Source organism: Klebsiella sp. LY, from assembly GCF_004010915.1.
Classification (GTDB): Bacteria; Pseudomonadota; Gammaproteobacteria; order Enterobacterales; family Enterobacteriaceae; genus Klebsiella; species Klebsiella quasipneumoniae.
Genome location: NZ_CP022444.1, coordinates 3,516,414 through 3,535,872 on the forward strand (window position 1 = coordinate 3,516,414; position 19,459 = coordinate 3,535,872).

A 19,459-nucleotide genomic window follows, 5' to 3' on the forward strand; every position below is an offset into this window, starting at 1 on the left:
TCATTCCCTTACTAACGTACTTCGTGTCCGCATATCTGTTGTTTTATGCCTGTTTCGCCTCGGTAAAGCAGTCGGCGATGATCTTCAGCCCCTGCTCGATCTGCGCCTCTTCGATGGTCAGTGGCACCAGGATGCGCAGTACGTTGTAGTACGGCCCGCAGGAGAGCAGGATCAGGCCTTTGTCGCGCGCGCGGGCGACGATATCCGCCGTGAGTCTTGCATTCGGTCTGCTGTGGTCGCCTTCTTCAAACAGCTCGATGGCGATCATCGCTCCCAGACCGCGGACATCGCCGATCTCCGGATGATCTTCAGCGATCGCCAGCAGGCCCTGGCGCAGGGTATCGCCGAGCTGGTTGGCTTTTTCCAGCAGGTTTTCCTGCTCGAAAATCTGCAATACCGCCAGGGCGGCGGTGCAGGCGATGGGGTTGCCAGCGTAGGTGCCGCCCAGTCCGCCGGGGGCGATGGCGTCCATCACTTCCGCGCGGCCGGTGACGCCCGCCAGCGGGAAACCGCCGGCGATGGATTTGGCGAAGGTGGTGATATCCGCCGCGACGCCCATCTGCTCCATGGCGAACAGGGTACCGGTGCGGCCCGCGCCGCTCTGAACCTCATCGGCGATGAGCATAATGCCGTGCTCGTCGCACAGGGCGCGCAGGCGCTGCATAAAGGCCGGGGAGGCGGCATAGAATCCGCCTTCACCCTGCACCGGCTCGATAATGATGGCGGCGATATCTTCCGGCGCGGCATCGTTTTTGAAGATGCGATGGATGCTGGCGATCGCCTCGTCATCGCTGACGCCGTGCAGCGCGCACGGGTAGAGGGCGCGATAGACGTGGCCCGGCATTAAGCCCATACCGGCGGAGTAAGGATTCACTTTACCGGTCAGCGACAGGGTGTAGTGGGTACGGCCGTGATAGGCGCCGGTGAAGGCGATAGCGCCGCTGCGCCCGGTTGCCGCGCGGGCGATCTTCACCGCGTTCTCCACCGCTTCCGACCCGGTGGTGACCAGCAGGGTTTTCTTGGCGAAATCACCTGGCACCTTCTGGTTCATCTTTTCGCACAGCGCCAGGTAGGGCTCGTAGGCCAGCACCTGGAAGCAGGTATGGGACAGCTTTTTCAGCTGGTCCTCCACGGCGGCGACAATCTGCGGATGCAGGTGGCCGGTATTGAGCACCGCGATACCGCCGGCAAAATCGAGATATTCCCGCCCTTCGACGTCCCACACCCGGCAGTTCTCCGCGCGCTCGGCGAAGATAGGATGGATCTGGCCGACGCCGCGCGGGACCGCGTCGCTGCGACGCGCCATTAATGCTTTATTGCTGTTCATCCGACACTCCTGTTAAAGGCCAATACACATGTATTTGATTTCTAAGTAGTCTTCGATACCGTACTTCGACCCTTCGCGGCCGAGGCCGGAGGCCTTGACGCCGCCGAACGGGGCGACTTCGGTGGAGATAATGCCGGTATTGATGCCGATGATGCCGTACTCCAGCGCTTCGCCGACGCGGAACACGCGGCTCAGATCGCGGGCGTAGAAATAGGCGGCGAGGCCGAACTCGGTATCGTTGGCCTGGGCAATGACGTCGGCTTCATCTTTAAAGCGGAACAGCGGGGCCAGCGGGCCGAAGGTCTCCTCTTTCGCCACTTTGGCGCTGTCGGGAACGTTGACCAGGATGGTCGGCTGGAAGAAGTTGCCGCCCAGGGCGTGCGGTTTGCCGCCGGTGACCACCTTCGCGCCTTTGGCGATGGCGTCGGCAATGTGTTCTTCAACTTTGGCGACGGCTTTCTCGTCGATCAGCGGGCCGGTGGTGACCCCGTCCTGCAGGCCGTCGCCAATGCGCAGTTTTTCCACCGCCTGCTGCAGCTTCTCGGCGAAACGGTCATATACCCCATCCTGGACGTACAGGCGGTTGGCGCAAACGCAGGTCTGCCCGGCGTTGCGGAACTTCGACGCCAGCGCCCCCTCGACGGCTTTGTCGAGGTCGGCATCGTCGAAGACGATAAACGGCGCGTTGCCGCCCAGCTCCAGGGAGACTTTTTTGATGTCTTTCGCGCACTGCTCCATCAGCTGGCGGCCAATCTCGGTCGAGCCGGTAAAGGAGAGCTTGCGCACCAGCGGGTTACTGGTCAGTTCGCCGCCGACCGCGCCGGCTGAGCCGGTGACGACGTTGAACACCCCGGCGGGGATCCCGGCGCGATTGGCCAGTTCGGCCAGCGCCAGCGCGGAAAACGGCGTCTGGCTGGCCGGTTTCAGGACCATGGTGCAGCCCGCAGCCAGCGCCGGGCCCGCTTTGCGGGTGATCATCGCCGCCGGGAAGTTCCACGGGGTGATGGCGGCGGTAACGCCGATGGGCTGCTTAATCACCAGCAGGCGCTTGTCGGCCTGGTGGCCAGGAATGGTGTCGCCGTAAATGCGCTTACCTTCTTCGGCGAACCACTCAATAAAGGAGGCGGCGTAGCTGATTTCACCTTTGGCTTCCGCCAGCGGTTTCCCCTGCTCGAGGGTCATCAGACGAGCGAGATCGTCCTGATTCTCCATCATAAGATCGAACCAGCGGCGCAGAATGTTCGCCCGCTCTTTGGCGGTGAGGGCACGCCAGGCGGGAAGGGCGCGGTTAGCGGCCTCGATCGCTTGTCGGGTTTCGTCGGCGCCCATTTTCGGCACGCTGCCGAGCTGCTCGCCGTTGGCCGGGTTGGTCACCGCAATCACGTCGCCGTTGGGCGCATCGCGCCACTGACCATCAATCAGCGCCTGCTGGCGAAACAGAGTCATATCGTTGAGTTGCATAATCGCTTCCTGTCTTCAGGGGGTTAACGGGTAAAAGCGGCGTGTAGTGTCTCCACGCTACGTGCCGCACGCAGCGTGCGTCCGGGATTGCTCTGGCTGGCCAGCAGGGTCTGCACCTTGCTGACGATATGCGCGCCGATCGGGATAGCCGACGTCGCCGCCGGCGACGGCGCGTTACAGGTGTGAATGGAACGCGCGGTGGTGACAAAGAGAAAATCGTCGATCAGTTTGCCCTGCGGCGACACCGCCTGCGCCCGCACGCCGGCCGGCCACGGGCGTAAATCGCTGAGCGTCAGGCTCGGGCAGTATTTCTGCACCAGCCGCAGATAGCCGCTTCTGCACAGCGAATTCTTCATTTCGCCCAGTCCGGAGCGCAGGTTGTTTTGCAGCACCCGGCGGATGCCGGGCGAGGTGAGGATCTCCAGGGTATCGGCCAGCGAGATATCACGCTTGCGATAGCCTTCGCGCTTCAGGGCCAGCACGGCGTTGGGGCCGACGGTGACGCTGCCGTCGATCATGCGGGTCAGGTGGACGCCGAGGAACGGCATCGCCGGATCGGGGATCGGATAGATCAGATGGTTGACGATCTGATTGTGCTGCGGGGCAAGCTGGAAATACTCCCCGCGGAACGGGCAGATGATAAACCCGGGATCGACGCCGAGCATTTTCACCAGCCGATCGGCCATCAGCCCGGAGCAGGTAATCAGCGTCGAGGCCTCATACTCACCGCCCTGACGGGTACGGATCACCACGCCGCTGGCGTGTTCTTTCAGGGCGCTGACTTCGGCGTTGTAGACAATGGCGCCGCCTTTCGATTCGAAGTTCTTCGCCATCGCCGCCGCCACGTCGCGGTAGCTGACGATGCCGCTGGAAGGGACGAAGATCCCGCCGAGCCCGCTGATGTTCGGTTCGCGCTCGCGCAGCTCCCCGGCGCTCAGCCATTCCCGCTGCAGGCCGTTGGCGGCGGTGCGATCCCACAGGGCGCGCATCCGCTCCATCTCCAGCGGCGAGGTGGCGACCAGCATCTTGCCGCAGACGTCATAGCGGATGCCGTTCTGCTCGCAAAAGGCCTTGGTAGCGCGGTTGCCGGCGAGGCAAAACTGCGCCTTGAGGCTGCCGGGGGTGTAATACACCCCGGCGTGGATCACGCCGCTGTTGTGGCCGGTCTGATGGCAGGCCGGGCCGGACTCTTTTTCCAGCAGCGCAATGCGGGCGTCCGGGTAAATCTCAATTAACTGCATGGCGGTCGACATGCCGATGATGCCGCCGCCGATAATCACGAAATCATACATCCGCTCAATTCCTTCGCCTGAAAACCCTTATTGATGAGTCTGGTAATGATTCGTGGAATACGCAAAGTAGCCGCGCTGGCGCATCAGCTCGCGGCGCAGGTCCGGGTGCGGCGTAAAACGGTCGCGGCCGTGCAGCCAGAACAGGTTGTTAATCAACAGAAATTTGCCTACCGGCACCGGTATAGAAAGAATGTTTTTGCTGGTCTCCAGCGCGTCGGAGAGGCGGCTCAGCCAGGTGCCTTCTTCGAAATCTTTCGGCTGGACGAACTGGTCGATATAGCGCATCACCGGGCGACCCAGCTGGTCGACGTCGAACACCGGGTGGAAAACATCTTTGCTGACGTTTTTGCTCGGCGGCGCGGCCCAGCGCATCGGGCGGCGGGCGAGCGGGTCGCGGAAGAATTCGTCGAGGTGCTCCCAGTCGTCGAGATGCAGCAGCAGGGAATTGCCGCCCTGCATGTTCTGCTCGTCGATCTTCATCATCAGCACGTAGTCGGTTTGCTCTTCGACGTAGGTACCGTCGTTGTGCAGCTCCATCACCCGGTGCGGCTGGCGCAGGTAGCTGTCGGAATTATCGACGTTTTTCACCACGAAGCGGGCGTAATACTGGCCGCTCATGGCGTCGAAGTTGGAACGGCCAATCAGGTGGGCGACGGCGGTGGCCAGCTTGACCATCTCTTCGGCCTGGCTGACGTTATCGATCCCTTCGCCGTTGATCAGCAGCGCGCCTTCCGCGCGATCGAGCAATGTTTTGATCAGCAGCGGCTGCAGCTGGTTGCCGCACAGATCGTCGAGGATCTTGCCCACCTGGAAGCGTAAGAAAGATTTGTACTCCAGCGCCTGCACCGGCCACTGCGCGACCTGCTGCAGAAACTGGGTGGTGGTGTCCGCGGAAAAGGTGAGCTCCAGCAGGCGCGGCGACTGGGCGGAAGGGGAGACGGTAAAGCCAGGGTATTGCTGGGCTAACGGCGCGGGTGTCGGTTTTACTGCGGTCAGGGCGTTCATCAGGATCGTTCCTCGCTGTAAGGTCAGGGTGATGTTCATTTCGTAGCCATAAATTAAAAATATCTACATTTTTATAAAATGCGTACGAAATGGCCTTTTTGTTTCCATTTTGTGATCTGACAACAATTATTTAACAATGCGGGAGGGGGATAAGGTGGTGGTGAAAGTTGAGGAGCAGAGCGAGCGGCGGATAGCGCAAAAAATGGGGGGTAGGCTGACGGGAAATCGTAATACCGGTCACAGTTTTTAATCTGCACAATACCCTTACCAGATGAAGGTGTTAATATTCAGCCGGTAAATACCTTTCAATGCTCACCGAGGCTTCGATGCTGGAGAATGTCATTATCAGATAATCAGCTTCCCGACCTGCCCAGGCCGGACTGATTATCGCTGCGCTTAAACCTTACGCACACACCTGCGGGTGTAGGCATGTTTTCGCACATGATAATGAACAGGTTTCAGTATGAATTTATCCCGTCAGGAACAACGGACCTTACACGTACTCGCCAAAGGTGGCCGTATTGCGCACGTCCGCGATACCTCCGGCCGCATTACCGCCGTCGAATGCTACACCCGGGAAGGGCTGTTGCTGAGCGACTGTACCCTCGCGGTCTTCAAAAAGCTCAAAACCAAAAAGCTGATTAAGTCGGTGAATGGCCAGCCGTACCGGATCAACACCACCGGTTTGAATAACGTTCGCGCACAGGCGGACAACCGCTGATACAGCGACCCGGGCAGGGTCGCTGCCCGGGCGTATGGCTCTCAAGGAGAAACACCCATGATCGATATCCCTCGCATTTTTACTATCAGTGAAAGCGAACACCGTATTCATAACCCTTTTACCCCGGAAAAGTACGCCACGCTGGGACGGGCGCTGCGAATGGCGCCGGGCACCACCATTCTTGACCTCGGCAGCGGTTCCGGCGAGATGCTCTGTAGCTGGGCGCGCGATCATCAGATCGTCGGCACCGGGGTGGACATGAGTCTGCTATTCAGTCAGCAGGCGGCCGCCCGGGCAGAAGCGCTCGGGGTGAGCGACCGGGTGACCTTCATACACCAGGATGCCAGCGGGTATGTCGCCAGTCAGCCGTGCGATATTGCCGCCTGCGTGGGGGCAACGTGGATCGGCGGCGGAGTGGCAGGCACGATTGCGCTACTGAAGCAGAGTCTTAACCCAGGCGGCATGCTGCTTATCGGCGAGCCATGGTGGCGCAAACGCCCCGCCACGGCGGAAGAAGCGGTTGCCTGCGGCGCGCAGTCACCCGATGACTTCCTGACGCTGCCGGCGCTGGTCGCTCACTTTGGCGAACTGGGCTATGACGTGGTGGAGATGGTGCTGGCCGACCAGGAGGGCTGGGATCGTTATGAAGCGGCGAAATGGCTGACGATGCGCCGCTGGCTGGAGGCCAATCCGCACGATGACTTCGCGCCGGAGGTTCGCCAGCAGTTGACCACTGCGCCGCTACACCACGTCACCTGGACCCGGGAATATCTCGGCTGGGGCGTGTTTGTCCTGATGGCGCGTTAACCGGTATGTCGGTAGCGTCAGGAGGCGCTACCGACCATTTTCAGACCTTCAGCTCGTCGTAGCTGACCATGACGTGCTGGCGAAAGGCGGGCCGTGCGGTTAGCCGTGCATAATACGCCGCAAGGTGGGGGAGGGGACGACGGGTGATATCGATGGCAAAGTAGCGGTACAGCACATGACCAAACTGGATATCGGCCAGGGTGACGGTATCGCCCACCAGATAGCGACTGCCGGCGAGACGTGCCTCGGCAATCGCCAGCTTTTGCTCCAGGGCCGTCACCGCCGCGGCGATGGCCTGCGGATCCCGCTCGGCGGCGGGCGTGCGCACCACGCGCCAGAACACCGGCGCCGTAAAGCCGAGGGCGATATTCTGCTTTGACCACTCGGCCCAGCGATCAACCTCAGTACGAGCCAGCAGTTCGCCCGGCCAGAAGGCGTCGTCGGCGTAGCGACTGGCTAAATAGCGAAGGATCGCGCCGGTTTCCCACAGCGGCGGATTTTCGTCATCCTGCAGCACTGGCACCGTACGATTGGGATTGAGCTGATAAAACGCCTCGCTGTCGGTACCGCCATAGCGATGCCCCACGTCGAACCGGAGATAGTCCAACCCAAGCTCGCCAACACACCACATCAGCGCCTGCACGTTAGAGGAGGTTTTTCGGCCCCAGATGGTCAACATCGGGATCTCCAGAGAATAATGAAAGAAGGAGCATAGCAGGTTGGGTTGAAAACGTGAGGGGGCACAAAAGAAATGAACCACCTCGCCGCGCAGGGGGCGGACGCGCTGGTCAGATGTTCAAACCAGGGGCGTAGCTGAGCCAGCTATTCAGTACACAGTATAAGAGGAAGAAACAGAGGGCAGCAGTTTGCCCTCTGTTTACTTGTGTGGTCTTGTACTAAGGTGTGGCGCTAAAAAACTCGCCAAACTTGACGGCCAGCCAGCCGACAGGCGTCGTGGCGCCGCCGACGATATTGGTGATCTCGGCCATCCCTTCCGGCACTGGAATATGCGAGTTCACCGCCGCCTGAGTGTATTCTTGCGAAATGTCCGTCCCGACATACAGGATGCAGGTCACGATCAGGGTTCCGGTTATGAACATGCGGAACATATTTCGTTTACAGAACGGCGTGACCATTGCCAGCAGGAACATTAATGAAGCCAGATCGACAAAGGGCAGTACGCGGTTGCCGGGCAGAATGATAGACAGCACCACAGCCATAGGGATTAACAGCAGACCGGTCGCCAGTACCGAAGGTTCACCGATCAGTAACGCCGTATCCATCCCGATGTAAAAATCGCGCCCCGGGAATTTAGCCTTCAGTTTTGCTTCAGCGGCATCACGGACAATCAACAATCCCTGCACCAGAATTTCAATCATTTTAGGCAGTAGCAGCATGGCGGCTGAAACCTTAATGGCCAGTGAAACGGCAGCAGAAACGTCATATCCCGCCAGGAAGGCCAACAGCAGTCCCAGCACAAATCCCAGGGTAAGAGGCTCGCCAAAAACGCCGAATTTTTTATTAATACTTTCCGGATCGAAATTGATTTTATTGATAAGCGGGATCTTATCAATGATGTAATTACAGGCAATGCCAAACGGCACGTAAGCTATACAGGTAAGATGTGGGAATGATATCCCTTTAAGATTATAGTTTTTTTGTAAATATGGAGCCGTTAAATCTGCCGCCAATAGCGTCAACACAAAAATAGCGAATGTAATACCGACCGAAAGCCAGTAATTTCCCGTTCCGGCATAGACCACAGACCCCATGATCAGGAAAATCCAGTAGTTAAAAATATCGATATTCACCGTTTTGGTTAATTTCAACAGAAGCATAGCCAGGTTGATGACGATAAAGCCCACCACGACGGGCAGCATCAGCGGCGAACCCCAGCCAATGGTCGATGCGGTAGGCCAACCGGTATCAACGACCGTTAACTGCAGGCCGATACGCTCAACCATCGCCTGCGATGCGGGGCCCAGATTTGTCAGCAGCAGGCCAATCACCAGCCCCACCCCTTCAAAACCAATGCCTACCAGCATTCCTGCTTTAAATGCCGTACCGATTTTAACGCCAAAGCAAAGCGCGATAATAAAGAATATTACTGGCATCATTACTGATGCCCCCAGACTAATAATGCTGTTGATAATATCCATAATGATTCCTTAAAAGGCGGGCGAATTGGGCACGAGTTAACCCGTGCCCATTGGGCCCTGTTAATACCTTTAATGGTTCTTTTAGTATTTAACTGAGTTTCTTTAAAAGGATCTCAGCGAAGAGTTTGGGCGAATTACTGAATGCGTCAATGGTACTCCCGGCAATATGCGGCGTAATAGTCACGTTATTCAGTGTATAGAATGCACTGTCGTCAGGGAGTGGCTCGTCATCAAAGGTATCAAGCGCGGCGCCCATGATTTGCCCGGATCTGAGCGCATCAACCATCTCTTTTTCATTGATTAACCCGGAGCGTGCCGTGTTAACAATGATGGCACTGCGCTTCATTAGCGCGAAATGGTGTGCATTAATCAGATTTTCGGTTTCCGGCGTCAGGCGAGCATGTAACGAGATAACGTCGGCGCGTTGTACCAGTTCGTCCAGAGAATCGACTTTCTCATAACGTTCATGGTCTGCAACGTACTTATCGTAAAAGATAATCTCCGTGCCAAAGCCACTGAGAAATCCCGCGACCAGTTGGGCAATATGACCGAGGCCAACCAGCCCCACGACTTTTCCGCCAAGCTCCGGGATCGCCTGATGGTTCGGACTGTCTTTACGCCAGTATTTGTCACGCAGGGCATCGTGTGAACGGGCGATATTGCGCATTTCCGTCAGGATCATGCCGACCGTGAATTCGGCGACGCTGCGAGCGTTACGCCCCGGTGTGTTTATCACCTCAACGCCCCGGGCGTTCGCCACCTGAAGATTCACGTTTTCCACGCCACCGCGGAGCACGCCTACATATTTCAGCTTTGGTAGTTTATCGAACACCGCAGTATTGACGGGGGCAAACTGAGTGATCAGGATGTCAATATCATCCGTTCCCTGAAGCAGCGCTTCCGGTAAGGCCACGGCTTCTGCTCCTTCCTGTTCAACCCGCAGATTATCTTCCTGAAGTTTCTCAACGGAGTCATGTGACCACTCGCGTATTTCTACTTCAATTCCCTTATCCCTGAGCGCTTTCAGTCCTGATTCCATCATCGCTGCATTGATAAACAGATCGGCAATTGCCAGACATTTCATAATGATTCTCCCTAGATTAACGCATCAACATACCGCCGGTAACGTCCAGAGTTGCTCCCGTCATATAGCTGGTCTTAGGAGAAACCATGAAGACTCCGATGTCGGCAATTTCTTGCGGCTGGGCCACGCGGCCCACCGGAATACGACTGACGTAATAGTCAGGGTTTTGCTCAATGTTCTTACGGATCATCGCAGTATCCATGATCCCGACGGCGATATTGTTCACATTGATTTTTTGTTTGGCGACTTCCCGCGCCAGAGAGATAGCAAAGGCGACCAGGCCGGCCTTACTTGCCGCGTAGTGCGCATGTCCCGTCGTGGAGCCGTGGAACGCGGCCTGCGAGGTAATATTCAGAATGCTGCCCATCTGGTCATGCTGCAGGCAGTGATTTACAAACAGCTGGCTGATATGGAAGATGGCTTTCAGATTGACATTCATCACCAGATCCCAGTCCTGCGGGCTGATCTCGGTGACGTAGCCGCTCAGCCAGATCCCGGCGTTATTCACCAGAATGTCGGCTTTGCCCAGTCTGTCGATACAGGTGGCAAACAGATTTTCCCGGCTCTGCTCGTCAGAGAGATCGGTTTTGACCGCAATGATCTCTACGTTCGCGCTGGCCTTCACCGTTTCGATCAGCCGTTCGGGATGCTCTTCCTCACGCATATAGGTAAAGCAGATATTGACGCCTTCTTTGGCGAGAGAAAGAACAAACTCTTTCCCCAGGCCGGTTGCGCCGCCTGTCACGATGGCCGTACGATTCGTTAAATTCAGATCCATTTTTTCCTCACTTAGTGCGCGATGTAGTTGCTGCAGCTTTTCCACGGCGACTGCATTTCTGATAACAGGTTTTTATAAAGCTGGTATTTGGTCTGGTAGACCCGGTGGTTTTCCGGATTAGGGGAGACGGTGCGTGAGACATGGACCATGTCGTTTGAGGCCGCAAATACCTCTGCAAACCAGCCCACCATAACGGCGGCGGTCATCGCGGTACCCAGGGTCCCGTGCTCTTTGACGTCAACGATTTCCAGCGTGGCCTGGAAGATATCGGCGAATATCTGCAGCCAGACCGGGGAGTTCGTGACGCCGCCAGCAATACGAATAGTGCGGCTTAACTTTGGGTTAATATTGCGTAAGCGCTCGGTGTGGTAGAGATGGCTGAAGGCCACGCCCTCATAAATCGCCCGCAGAAAATGGGCTTTTTTATGGAAGCTGTTGACACCGATAAAGCCGGCCGAGGCGTCGGGAATGGTGTTAGAGCCAAACACGAACGGAAAGAACAGCAGGTGACTTTCATCCGGCGTCGTTGATGAAACCAGCTTATTGCACAGGTCATAGACCGACGATCCTTGTTCGGCGGAGGTTTTCCGATCGCTCTCCATAAAGTTGTTAATAAACCACTCCAGGTTGCTCGCGGAGGTGGGGCTGGCCTCGGTGATGAGCCATTTACCCTCAATGGGATAAATGGAGGTCATAAACAGATCTTTATCAATAACCGGGTGGTCGGTAACGTATTCGTTTATGCTCCAGGTGCCGGTGACGATCGCCATCTTATCGAGACTGTTGATCCCCGAGGCAATGGAAGAGGCCGAGATATCAAACACCCCGCCAGAAACCGGCGTACCTGCGCATAAACCGGTCAGACGGGCCACGTCGTCAGTGATTTTTCCGCAGCATTCCGTTGAGCGTTTGATGGGGGGCAATTTGTCCCGCAGTTCATCAAGTCCCCACCATGCCAGTAGTTCATCGTCATACTGGCAGTCACGTACGTTGATCAGGTTGGTGCCTGAGATATCGGTCAGCTCAAGAAAAGCCTCTCCGGTCAGGTAAAAACGGATCAGGTCCTTGACCATAAAAATATAACGCGCTTTTTGCAGCGTCTCGGGCTCGAACTCCTTCAGCCATGCCAACAAGGCGACAGGTTGTCCGGCCCAGATGGACTGCATTGTTTTTGGCAAAATGTCGGTAAGGAATTCTGGCGAGCGTTGCCATCTCTCAACGTACTCTTTTGCCCGGCTGTCGGTGGATATAATGCCGTTACGCACCGGGTGACCTTCTTCGTCAACCAGATACAGACCGTTACCATGACCGGTGACGGCCACTCCTTTTATCTGGCTGGCATCGATACCTGATTGCGCAATCGCTTTTTTAATCACTTCAACATTCGCGGTCCACAGCTCATCGATACTGCGCTCTGTGTGGAATTCCCGGGGTGTCAGCATCTGCGTGGATTTTGAGGCGATGGCGAGCACCTGTCCTTTACGGTCATAGATGGCTGCCTTGGTGACGGTTCCACCATTGTCGATGCCCATGACGTATTCATCTTTCATTCGCGTGGACTCCTTATTGGTTACCATAAGCCGGGCTCGCTGGTGGTTATCCCTTTAAATCCGGCATGGAATATTTTATCTACAAGGTATTTGCGCTTAACAAAGCCTCCGGCGATGAATACCACATCAAAGCCTTTCAAATTTCGGCTAATCAACTCCAGACACTGGCAGGCATATTCAGCAGGTAAGATTTCAATTGCGTCCGGTGGACTGTGTTTAACAATATCGAGCGACTGATCAAGCGATCGCGAATCGATAAGTAAAACCCGATATACGGTCAGCAATCCCTCTTTTTTGGCGTAGCGTAGCGCGGAGAGATTGGAAGAAATAACACCATCAACCTTGTAATAATTTTTCAGTAGATTGATCCCCGCCTGATCCGGTTTGAAACCACCCAGTAATTCAAGATGAACGAGGACCTTCTTACCGCTTTGATGGCATTTGCCAATCAGCGACTGCAGATTGCCGATATTCGCTTCGGATAGCAGCACATATTCTGACTGGCAGGATAATGCTTTCTCAAAGTATTTATACTTCCTGATGGAAGGGATGATGGTGTTATTTAAAATCATATTAATTTCCGATGTTATTTAGCCATGTAGAGGCTGTATGCATCTTCCGCTGTTGCGTTTTCATGGATGATGGCATTCAGACCTGCTACCACTTTCGCCGGCTGCGGATCCTGGGTAATGTTTCGTCCCACAGCCACGCCTTTCGCACCCATCTGCATACAGTGCTGAACAAATTTGAAGTAACCATCGATGCCGGTTTTTGGCCCCCCTAAGGCAAGCACCGGCACGCCAGCAGCTTCAACGATCAGTCGGTCCTCTGGTGAACCGGTAAAACGCGTTTTGATGACGTCCGCGCCCAGCTCCACCGCTGCGCGGGCCGATGCAGCGATGATCGCCGGATTGTTAGAGTCATCGCTGGTGACGGGATAACCATACGGGAGCGATTCGACAATCAGCGGTACGTTCCAGCGATCCGCTGCCTGCGCGAGCTGCATCGCCATAATGTGGGTTTTTTCTTCATTGAAGGCGCCGGGGAAGGTCATGCAGACCACGCCCTCGGCAGCGACTTTAAGCGCATCTTCGACGGAAAAAACGGGGGTAGTATCGGGAACGGTATTGTCAAAGATACTGACCGTGCTGTCGACGCGTAACACAACGGGAACGCTGTTCAGCGCTTCACGATAATTCTTCAACATGCCGTACGTGACGAGCGCGCAATCCAGGCCGTGTTCCACCAGAGCAGGGAGCTGATTTATCGTATTATCAATACCATTTGTTTTCGTGGAAAAATAGTAGCCATCCAGCGCTAAGGTCACGGATTTACCATCTTTTGCGAATATTCTTGAGAGACGACGTTCTTTAGACATTTATTTACTCCTGAGATAAAAAACAAAAAAAAGCCCTCAGAGACTCGCGTCTCTGAGGGCTTTCTGTTCACATACCCTTTTGATAATGGTTCGGGAATCCAAAGCATTATCAATGCAATTTTTTAGCAAAGTGAGAAAGGTTTAACTTTTGTTTAAATTAAATCTATTCTCTTGCGTGATTAAATAACTAACACACGCGATAACTTATTGTCCAGTTGGTATCGTTGAAATGAGAGATTCATCACATCAATATGTTGTATTCCATGAGAAGTGCCGGGTTAAATACAGAAACAGAACCTTTAAAAACCAGGCAATAACGCATCTGGTCAAGGGTGAGAACGCCAGGCGTTTATTTCATCCGCATGAAGATCGCATCCATGCATGCCTATGCCTGCAGGTCGTCATCTACAACGCGCATTTATTCCTGTCCGGATGGCGTACAAAAACGCTATAGCAATGTTGTCGGCATGGCGATCTGTCCCTACTGATTTCATCCTGCCGCCCGGGCAAATTACTCATCCGCTTTGTGCGCCCAGGCAGGCATCGCCGTCAGATAACGTTTTGCCCGTTTCCGTGATTCCGCTACGCCCACCTTTTGCCAGGAGTCGAGAAAAGCCGCCAGACCGGATACGGCCTCTTCCCAGGATTTCAGATTACCGTCGCTGTCGCTGCAATACGCGCAATATTTATCGCTGGTCCCTTGCGCATCAGGTGCGGACATCGGCATTCCGCAGGCCTGGCAAAAACTTTCGTGCTGTGTCATAGATCGCCCCTCCTGTCGTTTGGTTGTCTACTAAACATACAGAATTTACGCATGGCGCTTAGCGTTTCAGATCAATAGATCCTGCCGTAACCGTTGTTGGGGATCTTCTGCCGGGGAGTGCGGGAGGGATAACGGGAACTTACTCCGTATCGCACAGCTATCGCCTCCCTTATTTTTTATTGATGCAACGGTTGATCGCAGGCCGCGAGTATGGATTCATGCATCGCTTCGGAAAGTGTCGGATGCGCAAAGATCATCGACAGGAGACTTTCGTCTGTGGCCTCCAGGTGACGGGCGATGCCAAAGCCCTGGATCTGTTCCGTGACCTGTGCGCCAACCATATGCGCGCCCAGCAACTCGCCGGTTTCAGCATCGAAAATCGTCTTCACAAAACCCTCTGTCTCGCCGCTGGCCAGCGCCTTACCATTGCTCTGATAAGAGAACTTACCGATCCTGACGGGCCGTCCCCTGGCCAGAGCCGTCGATTCCGTCAGGCCCAGACTGGCAACCTGAGGCCGGGCATAAGTGCAACCGGGTACATAGTCGCGATCAAGCGGATGGGCGCCTTCGACACCGGCCAGGGTTTCAACGCAGATCACGCCTTCGTGGCTGGCCTTGTGCGCCAGACACGGCGGGCCGGCTACATCGCCGATGGCATAAAGCCCGAATACGTTAGTGCGACAAGCCGCGTCCGTCTTGATAAAACCGTGGTCTAACTCAACGCCCAGCGTTTCCAGCCCCAGATCTTCAATATTCGGCTGTACGCCGACCGCCAGCAGCACACGTTCGACATCCTGGGAATATTCGCCGCCGGTGTTTTTCAGTGTGCAGCGCACCCCGGTATCGGTGAGCTGTACTTGCGTCACCAGGGTCTGGGTATGGACCTGAATACCGCGTTTTTCGAATGACTTACGCACTGCTGCAGACACCTCGGCATCTTCCACTGGCAAAATCTGCGAAGCTAGCTCGACCAGCGTCACTTTACAGCCCAGATCGTTATAAAGGCTGGCGAACTCGACGCCAATCGCCCCTGAACCGATGATTAAGAGCGACTTGGGTAATAGCTTAGGCCGCAGCGCCTCGAAATAGGTCCAGATATATTCGCCATCTGGCGTGATGCCTGGTAATGCGCGTGGCCGGGCGCCGGTTGCCAGGATCACGTGATCGGCCCGGTAATCGCGCGCTTCACCGCGTGCATCCTCGACCGTGATTTGCCCCTTGCCGCGCAGCCGCGCGGTGCCATCAATGACCTGCACGCCATTTTTCTTCAACAGGTACGCAACCCCTGCGGTGAGCTGTTGCGATACGTTACGGCTAAATTGCACCAGTTTTTGCAGATCGACGTTCACCTCGCCCACGCTGATGCCCAGCTGACTGGCATGGGTGATAGTGTGCGCAACCTCAGCGCCATGCAGCAGCGCCTTGGTTGGAATGCATCCCCAGTTCAGGCAGATGCCGCCCAGATGCTGTTTTTCCACTAATGCGGTACGAAGCCCTAGCTGACCGGCACGGATGGCGGCAACGTATCCCCCAGGACCACCGCCGATGATCAGCACATCGTATTTATCGTGCATAGCTCGTCTCCTGGATAAACATCAAGGTCGGGATTTCAATCAGTCGCTTGAGTTCCCGGAGAAAAGCCGCACCTGCCGCGCCATCGATGACCCGGTGATCGCAGGATAGCGATACCGTCATTTGCTGGCGCGCGACGATTTGCCCGTCGCGTACTACCGCCCGGAGCTCGCCGGCGCCAATGGCGAGGATTGCGCTTTGCGGTGGATTGATGATGGCGTCAAACTGCCGGACGCCGAGCATTCCCAGATTTGACACGCTAAAGGTCCCGCCCTGGAACTCTTCCGGCTTCAGCGTGCCCGCTTTGGCTCTGGTCACCAGCGAGTGAATTTCGTTCGATATGTCGCTAATCGATTTCCGGTTCGCCGAGCGAACAATAGGGGTAATTAGCCCGGCAGGCAGCGCAACGGCCACCGAAATGTCGGCATCCGCAAAGCGGCGGATACTTTGTGTCGCTTCATCAAACTGGATGTTGACGTCAGGCACGGCCACCAAAGCCAGGGCGCAGGCCTTCACCAACAGGTCATTAACCGAAATCTTGACGCCGGGTACTTCGCGGTTAATGTCCTGACGTAACGCTAACAGTCGTTCCAGATCGAGATCGACGTTCAAACGGAAGTGGGGAGACTGTTGCTTGGACGTTTGCAGGCGAGAAGCGATAGCCCGCCGCATACCGGACATCGGGATGCTCTCAAAGGGTGCCGGGGCACTCTCCTGCACAGGGCTGGTCTGCGGGTGCTCGTCGAGTAACAACGCCGCGGCCAGCACATCATCGCGACTCACTCGACCGCGTGAACCGCTGCTTCGGCAGTCATGTAAGTTGATACCCAGTTTGCCGGCCAGACGGCGCGCCAGCGGGGTGGCCGATACCTGGCTGTCATCGGCATGCGAGCGGGGCGCTTTGCTGCGACGAACGGGAGGCGTCGGAGAGGCCAGACGACCGCCGGCGGCAACGATCGCGCTTTCCAGATCAGAAACAGAGATACGATCCCCGCGCCCGCTGCCGCGGACTTTTTTCAGGTCGACACCCCAGCGGGCAGAGAGTCGTAACGCATGGGGCGTGGCATTAACCTGAGTCACATCGGTCACGCCTTGCAGACTAACGGGGATATCGGTCTGCCCAACAGGGGGCTCGGGGCTGTTGGATGGCGGGGAAACAACGGAAGCTGGCTTAGCGCCTGCCTGTGCCGCTACGCCCGGCGCGGCAGACTCCGGGCCAGGGGCTGCGGGTTTCGCCGAAGCCAGGCTGGCAGCAAATTCGTCCAGTTCAGCATCGCTGACCGACGCGTCAGCCGCCAGGGCCAGCACGGCGCCTACCTGAAGCGTCTCACCCTCGCGGGCGATTATCCGACGTAACGTACCGGCAAAGGGTGCCTCCAGCACATTAACGATTTTACTGGTTTCAATCTCACAGATTTCCTGCCCTGGGGTGAAGCTGTCACCCTCCTGGATTGCCCACCGAGCGAGCAAGCCTTCCTCCATGGAAAGCCCCCACTTTGGCATTTCAAGCGTCTTGATTTCGCTCATCGGTTAATCCTCCAGCACTTGACGGACGGCGGCTTCGATACGTTCTACGCCAGGGATCCAGAGTTTTTCGAGAGCAGGGGAGAACGGGACCGGCGTGTGTGGCGGCGTCACCAGCAGAACGGGCGCTTTGAGGAAATGGAATGCCTGGGACGCAATCAGCGCTGCGACATCATGAGCAAAACCGAAGCGTGCCGCGGATTCGTCGACAATCACGACCCGCCCCGTGGAAGCCACCGATTCCAGAATCCCTTCCTCATCCAGCGGCGAAATGGTTCGCGGGTCGACCACCTCGACCGAGATCCCCTCTTTGGCCAGCTTGTCCGCCACCTGGTTGGCTTTATGCACCATTGCCGACAGCGCAATGATGGTGACGTCCTCTCCTTCGCGGGTATAGTTGGCTACACCTAGCGGGATGGTATAGCTCTCGTCCGGTACCTCGCCCTTGAGGTCGTACAGCATTTTATGCTCGCAGAATACCACCGGGTCGTCGTCGCGAATGGACTGGATTAACAGACCCTTGACGTCATAAGGCGTCGAGGGCACCACCACCTTCAGCCCTGGGGTGGTGGCAAAGATATTATAGGGTGACTGTGAATGCTGGGCCGCGGCGGAAAACCCCGCGCCGATCATACCTCGCATCACCAGCGGGGCCCTGGCTTTGCCACCAAACATGTAGCGGAACTTAGCCGCCTGGTTGTACAGCGCATCGTGACTCACGCCAAAAAAATCCATGAACATCAATTCCGCGACCGGCCGCAGACCCGTCGCTGCGGCGCCGGCCGCCATACCGATAATGGCCGACTCGGTAATGGGCGTGTCGATCACCCGATCGGAGCCGAACTGCGTCCACAGCCCTTTAGTGACCCCAAGCACACCGCCAAAGGCTTCTATCTTCGCCTCTTCGGGCGCATTTCCGCCATGACCGCCACGTAAGTCTTCACCGATCAGCACCACGCGTTCATCGCGTTCCATTTCCTGGGCCAGGGCTTCCTTGACCGCTTCACGATAAGTTTTAATCGCCATAGTTATCACCCTCAGTATGAGACATAAACGTCTGTCAGCAGGTCTTCCGGAGCCGGATAGGCAGCGGCGCGGGCCTTCAATACCGCATCGTTGACCAGGCCTTCTACTTCCTCGTCAATCGCCGTCAGTTCTTCCTGGGTGATATGCTGCTTGACCTTAGCGGTGAAAATCTTCAGCGGATCATGTTGTTCACGCAGGCGTTGCACTTCACCTTCCGCGCGGTATAGCGCGGGATCGCCCTCAAAATGACCATGCCAGCGGAAGGCTTTGGCCTCAATGACGCTTGGGCCACCGCCTTCTCGCGCACGCTTGACCGCCTCTGAGGTTGCCTCATAAACGGCAAAGAAATCGGTGCCATCAACGGTCACTGCCGGCAGGCCGAAGCCAGCGGCGCGTCGGGCGATATCACGCCCACCCACGGCGTAGTCGTGACCGGTCCCTTCGCCGTAACCGTTGTTCTCGAAAATAAAGACGGCTGGAAGCTGGAGCACGACGGCCATATTGATGGCTTCAAAGACCAGGCCCTGATTAGAACCCCCATCGCCCGTAAAAGAGACACCGACGTTGCCGGTTTTTAGCGTCTTTGCCGTTAGCGCGGCGCCGATGGCCAGGGGAGGGGCTCCCCCAACGATAGCGTTCGCCCCCAGCATTCCTTTCGACAGATCGGCAATGTGCATCGACCCGCCCTTACCGCGACATAACCCGCTGTCCTTACCGAATATTTCGGCCATCATGCCGTGAATGTCGCAACCTTTAGCAATACAGTGGCCATGTCCACGGTGTGTTGAACCAATGAAATCTGCGCTCGTTAAATTTTCGCAGACCCCCACCGCGATGGCTTCCTCGCCGGTGTAAAGGTGAATGAAGCCCGGAATATCACCGCTGGTATTTTCCTGATGCAACCGCTCTTCAAAGGTCCTGATCTCCCGCATCTTGCGGTAAGCCTGCAATAACGCCTGTTTGCTGAGCATCGTTTAATTCTCCTCAATAAAGGTCACTCAGGCGGGGCCAA

18 protein-coding genes are annotated in these 19,459 nt (G+C 56.4%); 2 read left to right on the forward strand and 16 right to left on the reverse strand.

What is annotated here, in order from left to right; all coding sequences use genetic code 11:
* Positions 1 to 43 precede the first annotated feature (43 nt).
* Genes gabT through glaH form a run of 4 tightly spaced genes read right to left on the reverse strand, consistent with a single transcriptional unit; the run spans position 44 to position 5,085 of the window.
* On the reverse strand, positions 44 to 1,327 hold the full coding sequence (gene gabT, locus CE636_RS20090; RefSeq protein WP_017901316.1) for a 4-aminobutyrate--2-oxoglutarate transaminase: 1,284 nt from the start codon (positions 1,325 to 1,327) through the stop codon (positions 44 to 46).
* Positions 1,328 to 1,339: 12 nt separating this feature from the next.
* Positions 1,340 to 2,788: an NADP-dependent succinate-semialdehyde dehydrogenase gene (gene gabD / locus CE636_RS20095; RefSeq protein ID WP_004204664.1), complete on the reverse strand. Its 1,449-nt coding sequence runs from the start codon at positions 2,786 to 2,788 to the stop codon at positions 1,340 to 1,342.
* Between the two features lie 23 nt (positions 2,789 to 2,811).
* Positions 2,812 to 4,080 carry an L-2-hydroxyglutarate oxidase gene (gene lhgO / locus CE636_RS20100; RefSeq protein ID WP_017901317.1) on the reverse strand — a complete coding sequence of 423 codons (1,269 nt, stop codon included), beginning with the start codon at positions 4,078 to 4,080 and terminating at the stop codon, positions 2,812 to 2,814.
* Between the two features lie 27 nt (positions 4,081 to 4,107).
* The gene (gene glaH, locus CE636_RS20105) at positions 4,108 to 5,085 is read right to left on the reverse strand and encodes a glutarate dioxygenase GlaH (protein WP_025999352.1); all 978 of its coding nucleotides are present in this window, start codon (positions 5,083 to 5,085) and stop codon (positions 4,108 to 4,110) included.
* Between the two features lie 463 nt (positions 5,086 to 5,548).
* On the opposite strand from glaH, the gene CE636_RS20115 reads away from it, so the two are divergent.
* Both CE636_RS20115 and CE636_RS20120 read left to right on the forward strand, forming a co-directional pair.
* Positions 5,549 to 5,806 (forward strand): YjhX family toxin, encoded by a 258-nt coding sequence (locus CE636_RS20115; RefSeq protein WP_002889848.1) that lies wholly within the window; start codon positions 5,549 to 5,551, stop codon positions 5,804 to 5,806.
* A gap of 57 nt (positions 5,807 to 5,863) precedes the next feature.
* Positions 5,864 to 6,613 (forward strand): SAM-dependent methyltransferase, encoded by a 750-nt coding sequence (locus CE636_RS20120; protein ID WP_017901319.1) that lies wholly within the window; start codon positions 5,864 to 5,866, stop codon positions 6,611 to 6,613.
* 40 nt (positions 6,614 to 6,653) lie between these two features.
* Here the strand turns inward: CE636_RS20120 and CE636_RS20125 are convergent, their stop codons facing one another.
* The 12 genes from CE636_RS20125 to CE636_RS20185 form a co-directional block, all read right to left on the reverse strand.
* Complete coding sequence (locus CE636_RS20125; RefSeq protein WP_017901320.1) at positions 6,654 to 7,292, reverse strand: glutathione S-transferase family protein; 639 nt, start codon at positions 7,290 to 7,292, stop codon at positions 6,654 to 6,656.
* Between the two features lie 217 nt (positions 7,293 to 7,509).
* Positions 7,510 to 8,772: a PTS galactitol transporter subunit IIC gene (locus CE636_RS20130; RefSeq protein ID WP_004204671.1), complete on the reverse strand. Its 1,263-nt coding sequence runs from the start codon at positions 8,770 to 8,772 to the stop codon at positions 7,510 to 7,512.
* An 88-nt stretch (positions 8,773 to 8,860) separates the two neighbouring features.
* On the reverse strand, positions 8,861 to 9,856 hold the full coding sequence (locus CE636_RS20135; RefSeq protein WP_017901017.1) for a 2-hydroxyacid dehydrogenase: 996 nt from the start codon (positions 9,854 to 9,856) through the stop codon (positions 8,861 to 8,863).
* 16 nt (positions 9,857 to 9,872) lie between these two features.
* On the reverse strand, positions 9,873 to 10,634 hold the full coding sequence (locus CE636_RS20140) for an SDR family NAD(P)-dependent oxidoreductase (RefSeq protein ID WP_017901016.1): 762 nt from the start codon (positions 10,632 to 10,634) through the stop codon (positions 9,873 to 9,875).
* 11 nt (positions 10,635 to 10,645) lie between these two features.
* Positions 10,646 to 12,184 (reverse strand): FGGY-family carbohydrate kinase, encoded by a 1,539-nt coding sequence (locus tag CE636_RS20145; protein WP_017901015.1) that lies wholly within the window; start codon positions 12,182 to 12,184, stop codon positions 10,646 to 10,648.
* Between the two features lie 20 nt (positions 12,185 to 12,204).
* Positions 12,205 to 12,756 carry a glycerol-3-phosphate responsive antiterminator gene (locus tag CE636_RS20150; protein ID WP_017901014.1) on the reverse strand — a complete coding sequence of 184 codons (552 nt, stop codon included), beginning with the start codon at positions 12,754 to 12,756 and terminating at the stop codon, positions 12,205 to 12,207.
* 14 nt (positions 12,757 to 12,770) lie between these two features.
* Positions 12,771 to 13,562: a class I fructose-bisphosphate aldolase gene (locus tag CE636_RS20155; RefSeq protein WP_002889868.1), complete on the reverse strand. Its 792-nt coding sequence runs from the start codon at positions 13,560 to 13,562 to the stop codon at positions 12,771 to 12,773.
* A 511-nt stretch (positions 13,563 to 14,073) separates the two neighbouring features.
* Complete coding sequence (locus CE636_RS20165) at positions 14,074 to 14,325, reverse strand: zinc ribbon domain-containing protein (RefSeq protein WP_017901013.1); 252 nt, start codon at positions 14,323 to 14,325, stop codon at positions 14,074 to 14,076.
* Between the two features lie 176 nt (positions 14,326 to 14,501).
* Positions 14,502 to 15,899, reverse strand: coding sequence for a dihydrolipoyl dehydrogenase (gene lpdA, locus CE636_RS20170; RefSeq protein ID WP_017901012.1), 1,398 nt, complete (start codon positions 15,897 to 15,899; stop codon positions 14,502 to 14,504).
* Positions 15,889 to 17,424 carry a 2-oxo acid dehydrogenase subunit E2 gene (locus CE636_RS20175; protein ID WP_017901011.1) on the reverse strand — a complete coding sequence of 512 codons (1,536 nt, stop codon included), beginning with the start codon at positions 17,422 to 17,424 and terminating at the stop codon, positions 15,889 to 15,891. The genes lpdA and CE636_RS20175 overlap by 11 nt, the downstream gene beginning before the upstream one ends.
* Positions 17,425 to 17,427: 3 nt before the next feature.
* Entirely contained in the window at positions 17,428 to 18,447 is a 1,020-nt protein-coding gene (locus tag CE636_RS20180; protein ID WP_017901010.1) for an alpha-ketoacid dehydrogenase subunit beta, read from the reverse strand.
* Positions 18,448 to 18,458: 11 nt separating this feature from the next.
* The gene (locus tag CE636_RS20185; RefSeq protein WP_017901009.1) at positions 18,459 to 19,418 is read right to left on the reverse strand and encodes a thiamine pyrophosphate-dependent dehydrogenase E1 component subunit alpha; all 960 of its coding nucleotides are present in this window, start codon (positions 19,416 to 19,418) and stop codon (positions 18,459 to 18,461) included.
* Positions 19,419 to 19,459: the final 41 nt, after the last annotated feature.

Bases quoted from the DNA above. Each gene is read 5' to 3' on its own strand.
- gabD (WP_004204664.1), bottom strand. From the start codon at position 2,788: ATGCAACTCAACGATATGACTCTGTTTCGCCAGCAGGCGCTGATTGAT.
- CE636_RS20155 (WP_002889868.1), bottom strand. From the start codon at position 13,562: ATGTCTAAAGAACGTCGTCTCTCAAGAATATTCGCAAAAGATGGTAAA.
- CE636_RS20130 (WP_004204671.1), bottom strand. From the start codon at position 8,772: ATGGATATTATCAACAGCATTATTAGTCTGGGGGCATCAGTAATGATG.
- CE636_RS20125 (WP_017901320.1), bottom strand. From the start codon at position 7,292: ATGTTGACCATCTGGGGCCGAAAAACCTCCTCTAACGTGCAGGCGCTG.
- CE636_RS20175 (WP_017901011.1), bottom strand. From the start codon at position 17,424: ATGAGCGAAATCAAGACGCTTGAAATGCCAAAGTGGGGGCTTTCCATG.
- CE636_RS20135 (WP_017901017.1), bottom strand. From the start codon at position 9,856: ATGAAATGTCTGGCAATTGCCGATCTGTTTATCAATGCAGCGATGATG.
- CE636_RS20145 (WP_017901015.1), bottom strand. From the start codon at position 12,184: ATGAAAGATGAATACGTCATGGGCATCGACAATGGTGGAACCGTCACC.
- CE636_RS20180 (WP_017901010.1), bottom strand. From the start codon at position 18,447: ATGGCGATTAAAACTTATCGTGAAGCGGTCAAGGAAGCCCTGGCCCAG.
- CE636_RS20120 (WP_017901319.1), top strand. From the start codon at position 5,864: ATGATCGATATCCCTCGCATTTTTACTATCAGTGAAAGCGAACACCGT.
- CE636_RS20165 (WP_017901013.1), bottom strand. From the start codon at position 14,325: ATGACACAGCACGAAAGTTTTTGCCAGGCCTGCGGAATGCCGATGTCC.
- CE636_RS20185 (WP_017901009.1), bottom strand. From the start codon at position 19,418: ATGCTCAGCAAACAGGCGTTATTGCAGGCTTACCGCAAGATGCGGGAG.
- CE636_RS20115 (WP_002889848.1), top strand. From the start codon at position 5,549: ATGAATTTATCCCGTCAGGAACAACGGACCTTACACGTACTCGCCAAA.
- gabT (WP_017901316.1), bottom strand. From the start codon at position 1,327: ATGAACAGCAATAAAGCATTAATGGCGCGTCGCAGCGACGCGGTCCCG.
- glaH (WP_025999352.1), bottom strand. From the start codon at position 5,085: ATGAACGCCCTGACCGCAGTAAAACCGACACCCGCGCCGTTAGCCCAG.
- lpdA (WP_017901012.1), bottom strand. From the start codon at position 15,899: ATGCACGATAAATACGATGTGCTGATCATCGGCGGTGGTCCTGGGGGA.
- CE636_RS20140 (WP_017901016.1), bottom strand. From the start codon at position 10,634: ATGGATCTGAATTTAACGAATCGTACGGCCATCGTGACAGGCGGCGCA.
- lhgO (WP_017901317.1), bottom strand. From the start codon at position 4,080: ATGTATGATTTCGTGATTATCGGCGGCGGCATCATCGGCATGTCGACC.
- CE636_RS20150 (WP_017901014.1), bottom strand. From the start codon at position 12,756: ATGATTTTAAATAACACCATCATCCCTTCCATCAGGAAGTATAAATAC.